Annotated in this window: 11 protein-coding genes and 2 riboswitches; all 11 genes read right to left on the bottom strand. The window is 66.8% G+C overall.

Annotated features, from left to right (window positions below; genetic code table 11):
- Positions 1 to 43: 43 nt before the first annotated feature.
- The 11 genes from DPV79_RS02195 to DPV79_RS02150 all read right to left on the bottom strand — a co-directional run bounded on the left by DPV79_RS02195 (position 44) and on the right by DPV79_RS02150 (position 14,971).
- Complete coding sequence (locus tag DPV79_RS02195) at positions 44 to 478, bottom strand: low molecular weight protein-tyrosine-phosphatase (RefSeq protein ID WP_042973863.1); 435 nt, start codon at positions 476 to 478, stop codon at positions 44 to 46.
- A complete protein-coding gene (locus tag DPV79_RS02190; protein ID WP_113044646.1) occupies positions 475 to 1,650 on the bottom strand; it encodes a polysaccharide biosynthesis/export family protein in 1,176 nt (391 codons plus the stop codon). The genes DPV79_RS02195 and DPV79_RS02190 overlap by 4 nt, the downstream gene beginning before the upstream one ends.
- A 183-nt stretch (positions 1,651 to 1,833) precedes the next feature.
- Positions 1,834 to 2,910 carry a sugar transferase gene (locus DPV79_RS02185; protein ID WP_113044645.1) on the bottom strand — a complete coding sequence of 359 codons (1,077 nt, stop codon included), beginning with the start codon at positions 2,908 to 2,910 and terminating at the stop codon, positions 1,834 to 1,836.
- Positions 2,911 to 2,997: 87 nt separating this feature from the next.
- The gene (locus DPV79_RS42475) at positions 2,998 to 3,168 is read right to left on the bottom strand and encodes a hypothetical protein (protein WP_021158107.1); all 171 of its coding nucleotides are present in this window, start codon (positions 3,166 to 3,168) and stop codon (positions 2,998 to 3,000) included.
- Between the two features lie 566 nt (positions 3,169 to 3,734).
- A complete protein-coding gene (locus tag DPV79_RS02180) occupies positions 3,735 to 4,706 on the bottom strand; it encodes a GlxA family transcriptional regulator (RefSeq protein ID WP_051392201.1) in 972 nt (323 codons plus the stop codon).
- 1,384 nt (positions 4,707 to 6,090) lie between these two features.
- Entirely contained in the window at positions 6,091 to 7,005 is a 915-nt protein-coding gene (locus DPV79_RS02175) for an ABC transporter ATP-binding protein (RefSeq protein ID WP_048027214.1), read from the bottom strand.
- Between the two features lie 45 nt (positions 7,006 to 7,050).
- Complete coding sequence (locus DPV79_RS02170) at positions 7,051 to 8,025, bottom strand: ABC transporter permease (RefSeq protein ID WP_021158112.1); 975 nt, start codon at positions 8,023 to 8,025, stop codon at positions 7,051 to 7,053.
- Positions 8,026 to 8,089: 64 nt separating this feature from the next.
- Positions 8,090 to 9,949 carry an allophanate hydrolase gene (gene atzF / locus DPV79_RS02165; RefSeq protein WP_113044644.1) on the bottom strand — a complete coding sequence of 620 codons (1,860 nt, stop codon included), beginning with the start codon at positions 9,947 to 9,949 and terminating at the stop codon, positions 8,090 to 8,092.
- A complete protein-coding gene (uca, locus tag DPV79_RS02160; protein WP_113044643.1) occupies positions 9,946 to 13,551 on the bottom strand; it encodes an urea carboxylase in 3,606 nt (1,201 codons plus the stop codon). The genes atzF and uca overlap by 4 nt, the downstream gene beginning before the upstream one ends.
- Positions 13,548 to 14,204 (bottom strand): urea amidolyase associated protein UAAP2, encoded by a 657-nt coding sequence (locus DPV79_RS02155; protein ID WP_027792692.1) that lies wholly within the window; start codon positions 14,202 to 14,204, stop codon positions 13,548 to 13,550. Before DPV79_RS02155 ends, uca begins: the two co-directional genes overlap by 4 nt.
- Positions 14,205 to 14,215: 11 nt before the next feature.
- On the bottom strand, positions 14,216 to 14,971 hold the full coding sequence (locus tag DPV79_RS02150) for an urea amidolyase associated protein UAAP1 (RefSeq protein WP_113044642.1): 756 nt from the start codon (positions 14,969 to 14,971) through the stop codon (positions 14,216 to 14,218).
- 57 nt (positions 14,972 to 15,028) lie between these two features.
- A riboswitch (guanidine-I (ykkC/yxkD leader) is annotated at positions 15,029 to 15,162 on the bottom strand.
- A 434-nt stretch (positions 15,163 to 15,596) separates the two neighbouring features.
- A riboswitch (guanidine-I (ykkC/yxkD leader) is annotated at positions 15,597 to 15,718 on the top strand.
- Positions 15,719 to 15,842 lie beyond the last annotated feature (124 nt).

The following is a 15,842-nucleotide window of genomic DNA, read 5'->3' as shown; positions in this document are numbered from 1 at the left end:
GGAGGCGTATGGGGTTCCAGTGGGGCATCGACCTGTGGCCGCGTCAGACGATACGCAGGCGCTTCGACCACTCGGACACGCCGAGCTCGATCAGTCGCGCGCAGCGTTCGAACACGAATCGGGGCTGGCGGTAAGGGTCGTGCACGTCGAAATCCGTGTACTCGCCGAGACGGAACACGCGCCCCCGCACGAACGGGAACTGGTTCTCGAGCGACGTGCGCTGGCGACGGTCCATCACGAGGATCAGGTCGGCATCGGTACACAGCGAGCGGCCGATCTGCTGCGCGCGATGCGTCGACACGTCGAAGCCGCGCATCCGCATGACGTCCTGCGCATACGGCGCGGCCGGCAGGCCGACCAGTGCGTTCAGGCCGGCGGACGCGACGCGACGCCCGGGCATCGCGTGACGCAGCATCGCCTCGGCCATCGGGCTGCGGCAGATGTTGCCCTCGCAGACGATCAGGATCGATTCCATCATTTGGTCGCGATCGCTGCGGTCAGGCCGGCGTTGATGGCCGGCAGCAACAGGCTGAGCACGCGGCTGAAGCGGACGAGCCCGTTGCCGTCGACGTACACGACATCCTTCGGCTTCAGCTGGAACTGATTCGCCAGCACCATCGCGACCGGCGAGCGCGCGTCGAGGTGATAGACCTGCGGCTGCTCGTCCTGCATCCCGCGCACCACGTAGAGCTGCGCCGCATCGGCCGTGTTCGCGTTCAGGCTGCCGGCCTGCGAGATCGCCTCGCTCAGCGTCAGCCGGCCATTGCGCATCGGCAACGCCGTCACGGGCTTGTTGACCTCGCCCATCACGAACACCCCGCTCTCGTCGCGCGGCAGCACACGCACGAGATCGCCGTTGCGCAGCACGATCTTCGACGGGTTGCGCCCCTGCTCGGCCATCTCCGTCAGGTCGATCCGGCGTTCGACGCCGTCGCGCACCAGCACGATGCGGCTCTGGTCGGCGGATGCCGCAAAGCCGCCGGCCCGCCCGATCGCGTCGTACAGCGTCATCGGGATATCGTTCACGGGCTGCGAGCCCGGCGTATGCACCTCGCCCTCGATATACACCTGCTTCGCGCGGAACGACGCGATGCGCACCGTGACCTGTGGATTCCTGAATGTCCTGTCGAGACGCCGCGTGAGTTGAGTCTGAACCTGCTCGGCCGTCAGCCCGGCCACCGGCAGGCGCCCCGCGAACGGAAACTGCAGCGTGCCGTCCTGGTCGACGACGAAACCCGGCGGCGCATCCGCCGCGCGCGGTGCGGCCTGCGCCGGCGCGCCGAGCGCCGCCGCGAGTTCGGGATGATCCCAGACGGTGATCTGCAGCACGTCGCCGCGCCCGATCGTGTACGCATCCGGCGCCGCGACGATATCGCGCGCTTCGCCGCGCGTACTGCGTTCGGTGTCGCGCATGCGCCGGATCAGCGACAGGTCGATGTTTGTGACCGGCACCGGCAGCGCGGCGCTCTCGGCCGGTGTCGCACCGCCTTGCAGCGGAATCGACGCCGGCTGCTGCATGCGCATGCCCGGCGCGATGCCGCATGCACCCAGCAACGCACACAGCGGCAGGATCATCACGAGCGAACCGACGCGCATTGGTCGGCGCGGCGCGATCGCGCGCACCGACTCCATTTGACGCAACCTCTGCATTACAACCTCGCACTCTTTTAATTTGAAATTGCACCGGTCGCCCCGCGTCGTGTCGCGCGCGAGTACAGCACCCCTGTCGAGACCGGACATGCTTGCCGCCACTGCTCACTGCCGAACCCCGCCGCGCCTGCTACTGTCACGCTCCGCCGCCGCGCATCCTTCGCGACGTGCGCGCGGCAGCGGCTAATACGCACCCGAACCGCGCACCACCACGTTGATCGTCCGGAACAGGATTCCGATGTCGCGACGCAGCGACCATTCGCGCACGTAGGACACGTCGAGCGATACGCGCGTCGAATAGTCGGTGTCGTTGCGGCCGCTGACCTGCCAGAGTCCGGTCATGCCCGGTTTCGCCATCAGGTAGTAGCGCACGTCGGTGCCGTAGCGTTCGAGTTCGGCCTCGACGATCGGGCGCGGCCCGACCAGGCTCATGTCGCCCTTCAGCACGTTCAGCAGCTGCGGCAGTTCGTCGAGGCTCGTCTTGCGGAGCAGGCGGCCGATCGGCGTGATGCGGACATCGTTCTTCAGCTTGAATTCGCGATCCCATTCCGCACGGGCGTCGGCATCGCGCTCGAGCAGCGCCTTGAGCACCGCATCGGCGTTCGTCACCATCGAGCGGAATTTCAGGCACTTGAACCGCCGGCCGTTGCGGCCGACGCGCTCGTGCCCGAAGATCGCCGGGCCGCCGTCGCGCCGCACGGTCCACGCGATACCCAGCAATACCGGCGCCAGCAGGAGGAGCAGCAACGACGCGCCGACCAGGTCGAAGCCGCGCTTGACCATGCGCTTCACGTGCCCGGCCGCCCGTTGGCCGATCTCGCGCTGGCCGCGCAGGTCGGTGTGCGCGATGGCCGCCGCACGCACCTGATCGCCGGCACGCTCGATCATTCCGAAGATCGCGAGCGTCAGCGCGCGGAACACGATCAGACCGATCCCGCTGGCAAGCGTCCAGCACACGAACCACTCGCTCGACAGCACGTGCGCACGATGCAGCATGTACAGGAGCGCCGTGCTCATGCCCTGCACGACGATCCACGCGAGCACGGTACGGCCGAGCACGTGGAGCGCCGAACGCGTGCGCGCCGTCTCGTAGATGCCGCAGGCGGGAAATACCGACAAGGCCAGCGCGGCGGCAAACGCGACGAGTGCACCGTCGAACAGCGTCCCGCGCGCGCCGCCGGTGGCGCCGATCAATGCGGGAATGAACGCGCCCAGCACGATCAGCCCGATATCGGTCGCTCGATTGATCAACGAATTCATCGGTATGAACTCCTAATTTGTCATTCAGCACCCGTCCGCGTTGCGCACCGGCACTGCACGCCTGTCATTCAATGTCGCCCGAGGCGGTCATTCGGCCATGCCGCGGCACGCTGCAGTGCGCGTGCCGGTCAGCGTGCCCATCCGTTTGCCCGTCGGCATGCCGTCACTTCCGTGTTGCCGCAGTGCATCATATTCACCGCGACTCGCGCTTTTATCGCCTGCGTCCGAATTCGCCTTGTTGATGGCGGATGGAATCAAGGGTGATTCCGTGCCGGATTTATTCGATCGATTTCACGATTTGACGGATAACGTTCCATACGGAATGACGCGCGATTTTTTTATGGATTCTCGAATCCGGATCGCGATGGCGACACGCCGTTTCAAGCCAATGAATTGATTCATCTTGCCGGTGTCATCCGGCACGGCAGGTCGCGATTTCATCGCCGAATACCGCACGGAACGTGCGAGCGAGCATCGGCGGATATCGACCGCGCGAATACTGGCTCGAGGAATAAAAAGGCCTGCACAGTGCGCTCACGAAGACACGGCAGGCAAAATTCCGAGGAGTACCGGGGTGCCGCCTCCTCGAAAGTCCAGTCGATAACTTAATCGAGCGGGTACGCATTTCGGGCGGCTGCTGTCGGACGGCGCCACGATTGTGGCCGAATCCACCTTTGTTGCACTGCGATCGACCGATATCCGATTTTTTCGATTCGAATCGAGCGCCCCGTCATTCGATCGAAATCCCGTTTATCCGGATATTCATGACGCTCGACACGATGAATTCACGTATCGCCTTCGAGTAACGAACGACGCGCGCGTGACTACGATGCGGTGTTGTTCATCCAGCTGCTCAGGTCCGACGCATACAGCATTTCCGCCGAAGCGTCGCCGCCTTTTCGAGCGGCGGCCCGGTATTCGGTCGGTGAAGTCTGCAAGTGCTGGCGAAACAGCTTGGCCATCCGGTCGCCACTGCCAAGGCCGGTTCGTCTCGCGACCTTGTCGGCCGGAAGATCCGTCTCGATCAGCATGCGGCAGGCCTTTTCGAGGCGGATTCTCAGCACGAACTCGGTTGGCGTCACACCGATCTCGTTCTTGAAGCGCCGCAGGAAATTGCGCTCGCTCATCGCGGCGGCCTGCGCCTCGTCCGCGATGGAGATCCGGTTCTCGCTGTTGACGCGCAGGTGATGTGCCGCGCGCCGGATCAAGGTGCTGGCGCGCGCGACGCGTGCGCCGAACAGCACGTCGGTCAGCTTGCGATTCGCACCGGACACCATGCACGCCACGATTTCCTGCGCGATTTCGTAGCCCATGTCGACGCGCACGATCGACAACGCATCCGAGAACGGCCCGTCGTCCTCGTCATCGGAACATTCGACGTCGTCGCGTCCGGCGTGCGAGGCGACGCCGTCGTCCGCCGCCGGCAACACCTTCTCGACCTCCTTTTGCGCCAGGTGAATCTGCGTCAACAGCTTCCGGCCGCCACCGCTGCCCCTGACGACGCGCGCACGCTGATGCGCGTGCCTGAGCCACGCGATCAATTGCTCGTCGAGGGCGTCGATCCCGCCCTCTCCGCTGAGGACGAACATCGCGTGAACCGTGCTTGCCTCGAGCATGCGGGTGGCATCCGTCCAGATCCCCACACCCGACGACGAACGAACCGGGCCGCCATGGATCGAATAAAGCCGCAATTCGTAGTGGTCGGCGAATACGCCGTCGGCTCGACCGAGCTGATTGGCGAGTTCGAAAACCGCCGCCAGCTTGCCCATCTGCATAATCGAAAAACCCTCGAGCAACAGTACGATCACGCTTGCCCGTTGATGCCCGGTTCCGGGGCCTCTACCACGATTCACGCTTAACCCCGCCGACGAATGATTCGATACTGTTTGCATCTTGCGGCCCTTTAACAATTGCTTACATTTCTTGATTTCTGCGCCGCATCATATGCGGCTGTGATTGTTAGCCGATTTATCAATGTCCGTTTCCGCCGTGTTGTTGTCGGAATCAATCAAGCCCGTGATGCGCCCCTATTTATTGACAACGGTCGAATCGGATGTGAATTCATTCGCAAAAATCGATAAAAAATTGACGCAAGTCATCGACAGCGGATATCGATCTGGATATCGGGATACCTCGGCAGTTCTGGCTAATTGCGACGGAATTCGGGCCGCCCGGCGCATTACACATGCCGGCCGGCAGATCAGGATGAGGGGAGATGTTTTGGCGCCAGCGCGTGGACGGCGTGGCCTCCGCTTCGACCACGAGCCGTCCAGTACGGCCCGCATTCGGATCTAGCCATCGTCAACTGACAGAGTCGCAATACACGTCGGCGACACGTTCAAATCGATGTCGCGCGCACTGGCTCCGGGTGTAATGCAGACGGCAATCGACGTAATTGCGTGAGCGCTGATCGGCAATTGCTGAACGCGCATTGGCGGCGCGGCATGCGATTCGAATTCGCTTCGGTGTCACGCAAACGTTCGCCGCAGAATTATGCATTCGATTTCATTGGAAATTCGCGCAGTATCCCGCGCTTATTCGGCGATCGAATATCGGTGCAGTTACCGAATATTTCGATATGGCTCCATGCAAACGTTTCCTTTCGATCAGCGTCTATCCACTGACGAATGCACGACATTGGTGCGGCAATGTCGCGCCGACGCGATATTCGACATATCGATGTCGCAGGAGAAAGGTAAAGGACGCGGCGTTGCGTCCGGATGGGTTTCGACGGTAACGGTAGCGCACGCGGCTCAATCCAGTACGCATTCGACTGTATCGGCCCGCGGATCGGCATCGGCACGGTCGATGCCCGACTCACGGAAATCGGTCATGCGGCGAACGCCCCCGCCGCCATGTCGCTCGATGCTCGTCGGCAAGCGCGACTCAGGTCATGGCCCCGGTTGACAACCGGGGCCGAAAAGCACGCGTTTGGCGCCCGCGGCCGAATCCGCAAGCGGCGACATGCGCGAGGCCGCGATGGTTCGAGGCCGAGTGCGGGAAAGCCCGTCCCGAACGCCTCAAGGTGCGGCTCGATCAGGGTCCTGGCCGCGACGCGGGCGGCCGAGACCAGACGCGCCAGCCCTGGGCCGGCGGCTACGACTACCTACGTGGACGGAGCCCGAACACCGCGCGCCCGACCGCGCCCGTGCCGATCGCCCGGCCCATCTCCGTCCCGGTCTACTCGACGTTGTCCGACACGTCCGTCATCCGGATCATGTGCGGTTTCACGCCGTCGTCGTCATCGGCAGGCACGGCCTCCTTCGGATGAATCAGCGCTTCAAGCCGCGCCTTCGTCGCGACGAACGCCGGCGAATTGACCTGCGAATAATCGCGCGGCCGCGGCACCGGCACCTCGATCAGCTCCTGCACCGCCCCCGGATTCGCCTTGAGGACGAGAATGCGATCCGCCAGGAAAATCGCCTCGTCGAGATCGTGCGTGATGAACAGGATCGTCACGTCGATATTGCGCCAGATGTCGAGCAGATGCGTCTGCATCCGCGCACGCGTCTGCGCGTCGAGCGCACCGAACGGCTCGTCCATCAACAGGATGCGCGGGCGGTTCGCCAGCGCACGGGCGATCGCCACGCGCTGCTTCATCCCGCCGGACAACTGGTGCGGATACACGTCGGCGAAACGCGTCAGCCCGACGAGATCGAGCCACTGCAGCGCTTCGCGTTCGGCCTCGCCGCTGCTGCTCCCGTTCATCCGGAGACCGAACATCACGTTCTTCTTCACGGTGAGCCACGGAAACAGCGTATAGCCCTGGAACACCATCCCGCGATCGGCGCCCGGCCCCTGCACGGGCTTGCCGTCCAGCAGCACGTCGCCGCTGGTCTGCGCTTCGAGCCCCGCCAGGATGCGGATCAGCGTCGACTTGCCGCAACCGGACGGGCCGATCACGCACACGAATTCGCGGCGGTGCGTACGGAAGCTGATGTCGTCGAGCGCGACGCACTCGCCCTGCGGCGTCGCGAAGCGCTTGCCGACGTGGCGCACGTCGAGTATCACGTCGCGGGTTTTCAGCCGTGCGAAGCGCTCGCGCACCGCGTCGGACTGCATCAGGTACTCGGGAACGGCTTGCGGATTCTGCATGATGCCCTCTGCGGAAATCGGTTGACGGTTGCGAATCGAAGGGCATCACGCTTTCAGCGTGCGGTCCCACGGAAACAGCTTGCGGCCGAGCACCCCGAGCACGATGTCGGTCCCGAGGCCGATGACCCCGATCATCAGGATCGCCGCATACACGTTGTCGAAATGCTGGTAGCGCGCCTGCTGGCTGATGTACCACGTGATGCCCGAACTGGTGCCGACGAGTTCGGCAACGATCAGGTAAGTCCACGCCCAGCCGAGCAGGATCCGCTGGTCGCGATACAGGTCCGGCAGCACACCGGGAATCACGACGTGGGTGAGCAGCTTCAGCTTCTTCGTGCCGAGCGTCATCGCGGCCTCGAACAGCCCGTATTCGAGCTTGCGTGTCGTGTTCGCGATGATCAGCACCTGCTGGAACAGCGTCCCGATCACGATGATCGCAATCTTCGGTGCGTCGTAGATGCCCAGAATCGCGACCATCAGCGCGCCGAACGCCGGCGCGGGCAGGTAGCGGAAGAACTCCAGGAACGGCTCCTGCAGCCGCGCGAGCGCGCTGAAGGTGCCGCAGACGATGCCGAGCGGCACACCGATCGCGGACGAGATCACGAAACCCCAGAAAATGATCCGGATGCTGTGCCACAGGCTCTCGTGCAGCCATACGCCGTCGCGGGATGCGGGCGGTGTCGTGAATGCGGTGTAGAACGCGCGCAACACCTGGTGCGGCGCGGGCAGGTAGACCGGATTCGCGCGCACGCCCTCCGGCACGGCCGTATGCATCTCCCGTGCATGCGCGAGTTCGTCGTCGAAGACTTCACGATCGATCTGCATGCCGGTCTGGAAATAGTCGACGCTTCCCGGATTCGTGATGCGCATCTGCGGATGCCAGACGAACGGCACATAGCTGATCAGGCACCAGACGGCGAACGGCAGCAGGAAGGACGCCAGGCCGAGCGTCCATTTGCCGCGCGTCGTCAGTTCGCGGCGCACGGCCAGCCATCCGGTCGTGTTGCGGGTCATTGACATGGGGATCTCCGTATCGTTTCGGGTGCCGGTCGCGCAGCGCCCGTGGCATCGCGCGACCGGACGTTCATTGCGAGGCACTGTTCGCGGCGTGGGCGCGATACGCCCGCCAGCCGCCGAAGCGCGTGATGTCCGTGGCCTCGTCGAGCGCCGCGCTTTCGCACAGGAAGCCCTGCACGCGCGACCCGTCGGCGAGCGTCAGCGTGCCGATGCCGAGCGGCGCCGCAATGCCCGCGACGAAGCTGCCGTACGCGTCGACCGGCATCTCCCAGATCTCGACCGCGATCGGCGCACCGCCGTCCGGCACGCGCACGAGCCCCGGCTTGGCGACGCTGCCGCCGGATGCCGCGCCGGACAGCGCATAGAGACGGTACGTGGCCGCCGTCGTCGTCGCCGCGACGAAACGCGCGCGTCGCTGCGTGAGCTGCCCGTTCAGCGGCTCGCCTCGCAGATGCGCACCGACGACGGCCACGCGCACGACGCCGGTGGCTTCCGTCGGCGCCGCGTCCGCCGTTGCAGCGCCCCCGGCCTCACGGACAGCCTGATCGCCATCGCCCCACGCCTGCGCGAGATCGAGCAGCCGCGCATCGTCATGCGCGCGGCCGACGAACGTGATCCCGAACGGCAACCCCGCGTGCGCCCCGGTCTTGCAGACGCCGGCAGGCACCGCGATCGCCGACAGGTCGAGCAGGTTGACGAAGTTCGTGTAGTAGCCGAAGCGCGAATTGATGCCGATCGGATCGGCTTCGAGCGCGTCCACGGTCGCGGTCGTGGCCGAGGTCGGCATCACGATCGCGTCGAGCCCGGCCCATGCGCGGCCCGCCTCGACGCGCAGCGTCGCGAGCCGGTCGAACGCGGCGAACGCGTCGGCCGCGCTGAAGCGCGACGCGCCGCCGACGATCGTGCGAATCACCGGATGGAGCGCATCGGGCTCCCGCGCGGCGAATGCGCCGAGTGCGGCAAGCCGCTCGGCAACCCACGGGCCCTCGTAGAGCAGCCGCGCGGCGGCCAGGAACGGGCTGAAATCGATCTCGACGATCCGCGCGCCCGTCGCCCGCAGGCGTTCGAGCGCCGCCCCCCAGGCCGCGCGATACGATTCGTCGCCGAAGAATTCGAGCTGATCGGCACGCGGTACGCCGAAACCCGACCGGCCGAGCGATCGCACCCGGTCGACATCCGGCAGCGGCTGCCATGCGCGCCCGTAAGGATCGCCTTCGGTCACGCCCTGCGCGACAGCGAACACCGACCGTGCGTCATCCGGCGAGTGCGCGAACACCGACACGCAATCGAGCGACCGGCAAGCCGGCACGACGCCGAGCGTACTCAGCACGCCGCGGGTCGGCTTGAGTCCGACGAGCCCGTGAAACGCCGCCGGCACGCGCCCGGAACCGGCCGTGTCGGTCCCCAGCGAGAACGCCGCGACGCCGAGCGCGACCGCCACCGCCGACCCGGAACTCGATCCGCCCGACGCGTAGCGCGGATCGAGCGCATTGCGGCACGCGCCGTAGGGCGAGCGCTGCCCCGACAGCCCGGTCGCGAACTGGTCGAGATTGGTCTTGCCGACCGGAATCGCGCCGGCCGCGATCAATCGCTCGACGACGGGCGCGCTGCGATCCGGCGTGTACGCATAGGCCGGACAGGCCGCCGTCGTCGGAATGCCGGCGAGGTCGATGTTGTCCTTGATCGCGAACGGCACGCCGTAGAGCGGCAGCGACGCGATGTCACGCCCGGCCAGCGCGTCGGCGTAGGTCGTCATCTCGGCGTGCGTCAGCGGCCGGATCCACGCGTGATGCGGATCGCCCGCGTCGAAATGCGCGGCGATCGCGTCGACGAGCGCGTGCGGCGTCAGGGTGCCCGCCTCGTAGCGCGCGCGCAGCGCGGCGATCGAGCCCGGCACGGGCAGCGGCGAACGTTGTGTCGTGCTCATGCCACCTCCTCGGCGGCGCCGGTCTTCTGCACCATCAGCCGCTGGCCGGCCACGACCGCCGCGCCCGGCGCGCAATCGATGGTCTCGATCGTGCCGTCTTCCATTGCCGTCACCGCCACCTCCATCTTCATCGATTCGACGATCGCGACGACCTGCCCTTCGGTCACGCGCTCGCCGGGTTCGACCAGCACCTTCCACACGCTGCCCGACACGTCCGCGGCAATCGCGCGCTGCGTATCGTCGAGCGCGGCCGTTTCCCGCGCCGCCTGCGCGTCGCCCTGCTCCGCTTCGCCGACGTACTCCGCGTGCCCGGCCGCCCGCCACCGCTCGCGCTCGGCTTCGAACGCGGTTTGCTGCGCGGCCTTGAACGTCGCGATCGACTCCGCCTCGTCGCGCAGGAAGCGGTTGTACGCGCCCAGGTCGAACACGGATTCCTCGATCTTCAGCGACGCGCGGCCCGCGATGAAATCCGCGCGCAGCGCAGCCAGCTCGGCCTCGCTGACTTCGTAGAAGCGGATCTCGTCGAAGAAGCGCAGCAGCCACGGCTTGCCGGCTTCGAACTCCCGCGTGGTGCGGTGACGGTTCCACATCTGGACGGTACGGCCGACGAACTGGTAACCGCCGGGCCCTTCCATGCCGTACACGCACAGATACGCGCCGCCGATACCGACCGCGTTCTCGGGTGTCCAGGTGCGCGCGGGGTTGTATTTGGTCGTCACGAGCCGGTGCCGCGGATCGATCGGCGTCGCGACCGGCGCGCCGAGGTAGACGTCGCCGAGCCCCATCACGAGATAGCGCGCGTCGAACACGATGCGCTTCACGTCGTCGATGCTCGCCAGCCCGTTGATCCGCCGGATGAACTCGATATTGCTCGGGCACCACGGCGCATCGGGCCGCACCGACTGCATGTAGCGTTCGATCGCGACGCGCGTCGACGGGTCGTCCCACGACAGCGGCAAATGCACGATGCGGTTCGGCACGCGCATGTCGGCCACGTCGGAGAGTTCCCGCTCCGCGGTCTGCAGATGCGCGAGCAGTGCATCGAGCGGCAGCACGCGTGCATCGAACTGCACCTGAAGGGAGCGGATGCCCGGCGTCAGGTCCAGCATGCCGGGCAACCGGTGCGCGTCGAGCCAGCACATGAGGGCGTGCACGCGAAAGCGCAGGTTCAGGTCGAGCACGAGCGGCCCGTATTCGACCAGCACGTTGCGATCGCCCGAGCGCCGGTAGACGACGCCGATGCCGCCGGCCGACGGGTCGCGATGCAGCACGCATTCGTCGGGCGTGGCGCAGGCAGCAGTGGCGACGTCGCGCGTCGGTTGCACGATCGCAGCAGCCGGCTGCCCGGCCGACGCGGTCGCGCGCACGAACTGCACGGTATCGCCCGGGCGCAACTGCCCGAGCTTCCACAGCTCGTCGCGCACGACCGTCACCGGGCACACGAAGCCGCCCAGGCTCGGGCCGTCCGGGCCGAGGATCACCGGCATGTCGCCGGTGAAATCGACCGCGCCGATCGCATACGCGTTGTCGTGGATGTTCGACGGATGCAGGCCGGCCTCGCCGCCGTCCGCGCGTGCCCATTGCGGCTTCGGTCCGAGCAGCCGGACGCCGGTGCGGCTCGAGTTGTAGTGGACCGTCCACTGCGTGCCGTAGAGCATCGCGATGTCGTCCGGCGTGAAGAAGTCCGGCGCGCCGTGCGGCCCGTCCAGCACACCGAGCGTCCACGCATGCGTCAATGCGGGAATGTCGTCTTCGGCCAGCGTCGCGCCGGCGTCGCCGCGCCCCGCGTCCGCGTGCAGATGCAGCACGTCGCCCTTGCGCAGCGCGCGCCCCGCGTGACCGCCGAACTGGCCGAGCGTGAAGGTGGCCTTGCTGCCGAGATAGTCGGGCACCTGCAGCCCGCCTTTCACGGCCAGGCACGCGCGCACGCCCGCGCCCGTCACGCCGCCGAGCGTCAGTACCGTGCCCGGTCGAGCGCGCAGCACCTGCCAGAACGGCGCGGGCTCGCCGTCGAGCGTTGCCGCGAGCGGCGCACCGCCGAGCACGAACAGCGTCGCGGTGTTGAAGCGCAGCGTCGCGCCGACCATCGTGAATTCCAGCCCGGCCGCGTCGCGTGCGTTGCCGAGCAGCGCGTTGGCGAGATCGAACGCGCGATCGTCCATCGGACCGGACGGCGGCACGCCGACGCTCCAGTAACCGACGCGCCCGGGCGCCTGCTGCACGGTGGTCTGCACGCCGCCGTCGAGCACGTCGATCGTGTGCGGCGCGAATGCGAAGCGCGACAGGAACGCCGTCGTCGGCGCGCCGCGCGCGAACGTGTCCGAGCCGGCAATCGCGCGCAGGTAGTCGAGGTTGGTTTCGATCCCGTACAGCTCGGTCCGCGCCAGCGCGGCCTGCAGTGCCGCCAGCGCGTCGCGGCGCGTATCGCCGCGCACGATCAGCTTCGCGAGCAACGGATCGTAATGCGCGCTGACCTCGGTGCCCGCGTCGATCCAGCCGTCGACGCGCACGTCGTCCGGAAAGGCGACATGCGTGAGCACGCCGGCACTCGGCTGGAACTGCTTGTGCGGATCTTCCGCATAGAGCCGCACCTGGATGCTCGCGCCGCGCGGCGCGACGGCGAGTGTGTCGAGCGGCGGCAAGTCGCCTTCGGCCTGCAGGATCATCCATTCCACGAGATCGATGCCGGTGACTGCTTCGGTCACGCAATGTTCGACCTGCAACCGCGTGTTCACTTCCAGGAAATAGAACCGGCGCGCGTTCGCGTCGAACACGAACTCGACCGTGCCGGCCGACGCGTAGCCGACCGCGCGGGCGAGCCGCACCGCGCTCGCGTGCAGCGTGTCGCGCTCGGCATCGGTCAGGTCCGGCGCGGGTGTCTCCTCGATCACCTTCTGGTTACGGCGCTGCACGGAGCAATCGCGTTCGCCGAGCGCGATCGCGCCGCCGCGGCCATCACCGAAGATCTGCACTTCGATATGCCGCGCGTGCTCGACGAATTTCTCGAGATACACGCCCGCATGCGCGAAGTTCGCCTTGCCGAGCCGCACGACGGATTCGAAGGCCGCCTCGAGCTGCGCGGCGTCACGGCACAACGACATGCCGATCCCGCCACCGCCGGCCGTACTCTTCAGCATCACCGGATAGCCGATCGCACCGGCTTCGGCAAGCGCCGTCGCCACGTCGTCGAGCAGGCCCGTGCCCGGCAGCAGCGCGACACCCTGTGCGGCCGCGAGCGCGCGCGCGGTGTGCTTGAGGCCGAACGCGCGCATCTGGTCGCCGCGCGGCCCGATGAAACGCACGCCCGCCGCTTCGCATGCATCGGCGAAACCGGCATGCTCGGACAGGAAGCCGTAGCCGGGATGCACGGCCTGTGCGCCGGTCTCGCGCGCGGCGGCGAGGATCGCCGCGACGTTCAGGTAGCTCTCCGCCGCCGGCGCGGGGCCGACCCGCACGGCTTCGTCGGCGAGCGTCACGTGACGCGCGTCGCGGTCGGCGTCCGAGTAGATCGCGACCGACGCAATGCCGAGCCGCTTCAGCGTCCGGATCACGCGGCACGCGATCTCGCCGCGGTTCGCAACGAGGACTTTGGCGAATCTCATTCGGCCTCCCACACGGTGAGACGCACGGGCGTCGGGTTGTAGCCGTTGCACGGGTTGTTCAGCTGCGGGCAGTTCGAGATCAGCACGGTGACGTCCATCTCCGCCCGCATCTCGACGTACTTGCCGGGCGCGGAAATGCCGTCCTCGAACGTCAGCCCGCCGAGCGGCGTGACGGGTACGTTCATGAAGAAGTTGACGTTGCCGACGAGGTCGCGCTTGGTGAGCCGCGCGCCCGTGCCGCACGTGCAGTGCGCGATTGCATTGAGGAAGCTGTCGCGGCAGTTGTGCATGTGCCGCTTGTCGAGCGCATAACGCACCGTGTTGCTTTCGGCCGCGCATGCGCCGCCGAGCGTGTCGTGACGCCCGCACGTATCGGCGACGATCGTCGCCATCGCGTTGCCCCGGCTCGACAGCAGCACGCTGCCGGCGCTCAGGTACAGGTTGCGCTGCGCGCGGATCGTGTCCTGTGCGCTGTAGCGCTCCTCGGGGTCGTCGGACCGGTAGAACAGCGTGTCGACGGCCTGGTTGCCTTCGAGGTCGAGGATGCGGAAGACCTGCCCGCGCTTCAGGTCGTGCAGCCACGGTTCGCCCGCGTTCAGCGTGATGTCGTGGATCGCGTCGCGCGGGTCGAGGCGGCTTTCGATGATCGGCATGGTGCGGCTCCTTACGCGAACAGGCGGTCGGTGTTGGTGAAGCCGCGCATGTTCTCGGCGCACGCGCGCCGGCACGGATCGTCTTCGGGTGCGGCGGCGTCCGCCGGATACGCGCGGTACGCGATCAGCTTCACCGGCTTCGGCGCATAGTCCGCGCGCGGATCGAGCGGATGCGGGGCAGTCGAGAATGCCGCGAGCGTGTTCATCTCGAAGCGCAGGTCGATGGCACTGCCGGCCGTCGAATGGCCGGGGACGAAATCGAGCGTGCCGTCGTCCGCCGTCTCGAGCTTGCTGAAGAAATTGACGTTCGCGGCGAGGTCGCGCGCCGACAGCCCGTACTTCGCGAGCTCGAGCACAAGGCTGTCGCGGCCGTTGCGGATCATCGCGTTGCGATCGGCCTGGTACGTCGTCGTGCCGTACTTGTGTGCGAACAGGCGCGCGTCGCCGACGCCGCCGAGCGGGTCGTGCCAGCCGAGCGTGTCGGCCGTGATCGACGCGATCACACGCCCCATGTCCGTGTACAGCGCATGGCCGCGCGTGAGATGCGCGGTGTGCTGCGCCTTCAGCGTATCGGCCATGTTGTAGCGTTCGAGCGGGTCTTCCTGGCGATGAAATACGGCGGATAGATTCGCGCCGCCTTCGACATCGACGATGCGCAGCGCGAGGCCGCGGCGCAGGATGCCGGACCAGTGGGTGCCGGCGGGAATCAGCGTTTCCCACGCGACGTGCGGTGGTGGGGCGAGGACGGCTTGGGGGCTCGGCGACATGGCGGCTCCGTGGTCGGTTGGATAAAAGGCGTGAGAGGGCGACCGAACGACATCGCGACCTCCCGGGCTTTTATCCCTCCGTGGAGCCTCGCCGTTGCCTCGTATCGAGGCGAAGGCAAGACCGGATTGCTCTCGGACCAGGCATCGTGCGGCGCAAACGCCGCATGACCGGAACCCTAGCGATCCTGAAGATGATGCAAATTGCTTCGCACCTCTCGGGCAACGATCTAGCGAGTTGCGTGCCAGCCTCGACGAAACGGCTGCACAACGCGGTGCGGCGGCCCGCACGTGCACCGCGTGCACGACATGGCGGCGGCCCCGTGCCCTCGCGGCGAGCGTGCCGCGCACCAGGCGAACGCGATCCCGCACCGGTGCAGTGCGTGTCGCATGCGCATGCACGGCACGATCCGCAGTGGCATGGGCATTGCATCGATGGCTGCACCTTCACTCGACATCCGACCGCTCATGAACAAGCTCGACCTGCTCCGGCGCGTGCTGACAGCCCTCTTCTCCGCCCGCTTCATCGAACTGCAACGCGCCGCGCGCCGCCGCTGAGCCGCCCTCGTCGCACGTCGTTAGCACGGTTTTCGCTCGGCATGACGCCGAGAGGTGCGGCGGCGTCGCATCTTAGGGGTGCTAGGGTTCCGGTTCATCGAACGTCTGGTCCGAGAGCAGCCCGGCACGGGTTCGTCCGATCGCGAGAGCGGACGCGCACGCGCTACACGGCGGGACAAAAGCCCGGGAGACTGGCGATGGCAACGGCCATCGCGCCTCTCCGTGGCCGCTTCGTTCGTTCCGCATCCGCAGGAACCGGCTACGCAGCCGGACCGTGCTCCTGCACGGTCCGTATCGACGATCCCGATCCCGGTCT

This window comes from Burkholderia reimsis (assembly GCF_003294055.1).
In the GTDB taxonomy this organism is placed as follows: domain Bacteria; phylum Pseudomonadota; class Gammaproteobacteria; order Burkholderiales; family Burkholderiaceae; genus Burkholderia; species Burkholderia cepacia.
Note: the sequence above shows the minus strand (reverse complement) of the source record. Positions and strands in the feature narration are given on the sequence as shown.

Coding starts and splice junctions, on each gene's coding strand:
- DPV79_RS02170 (WP_021158112.1), bottom strand. CDS start 8,025: ATGTCAATGACCCGCAACACGACCGGATGGCTGGCCGTGCGCCGCGAA.
- DPV79_RS02185 (WP_113044645.1), bottom strand. CDS start 2,910: ATGAATTCGTTGATCAATCGAGCGACCGATATCGGGCTGATCGTGCTG.
- DPV79_RS02195 (WP_042973863.1), bottom strand. CDS start 478: ATGATGGAATCGATCCTGATCGTCTGCGAGGGCAACATCTGCCGCAGC.
- DPV79_RS02155 (WP_027792692.1), bottom strand. CDS start 14,204: ATGCCGATCATCGAAAGCCGCCTCGACCCGCGCGACGCGATCCACGAC.
- DPV79_RS02150 (WP_113044642.1), bottom strand. CDS start 14,971: ATGTCGCCGAGCCCCCAAGCCGTCCTCGCCCCACCACCGCACGTCGCG.
- atzF (WP_113044644.1), bottom strand. CDS start 9,949: ATGAGCACGACACAACGTTCGCCGCTGCCCGTGCCGGGCTCGATCGCC.
- DPV79_RS02175 (WP_048027214.1), bottom strand. CDS start 7,005: ATGCAGAATCCGCAAGCCGTTCCCGAGTACCTGATGCAGTCCGACGCG.
- uca (WP_113044643.1), bottom strand. CDS start 13,551: ATGAGATTCGCCAAAGTCCTCGTTGCGAACCGCGGCGAGATCGCGTGC.
- DPV79_RS02190 (WP_113044646.1), bottom strand. CDS start 1,650: ATGCAGAGGTTGCGTCAAATGGAGTCGGTGCGCGCGATCGCGCCGCGC.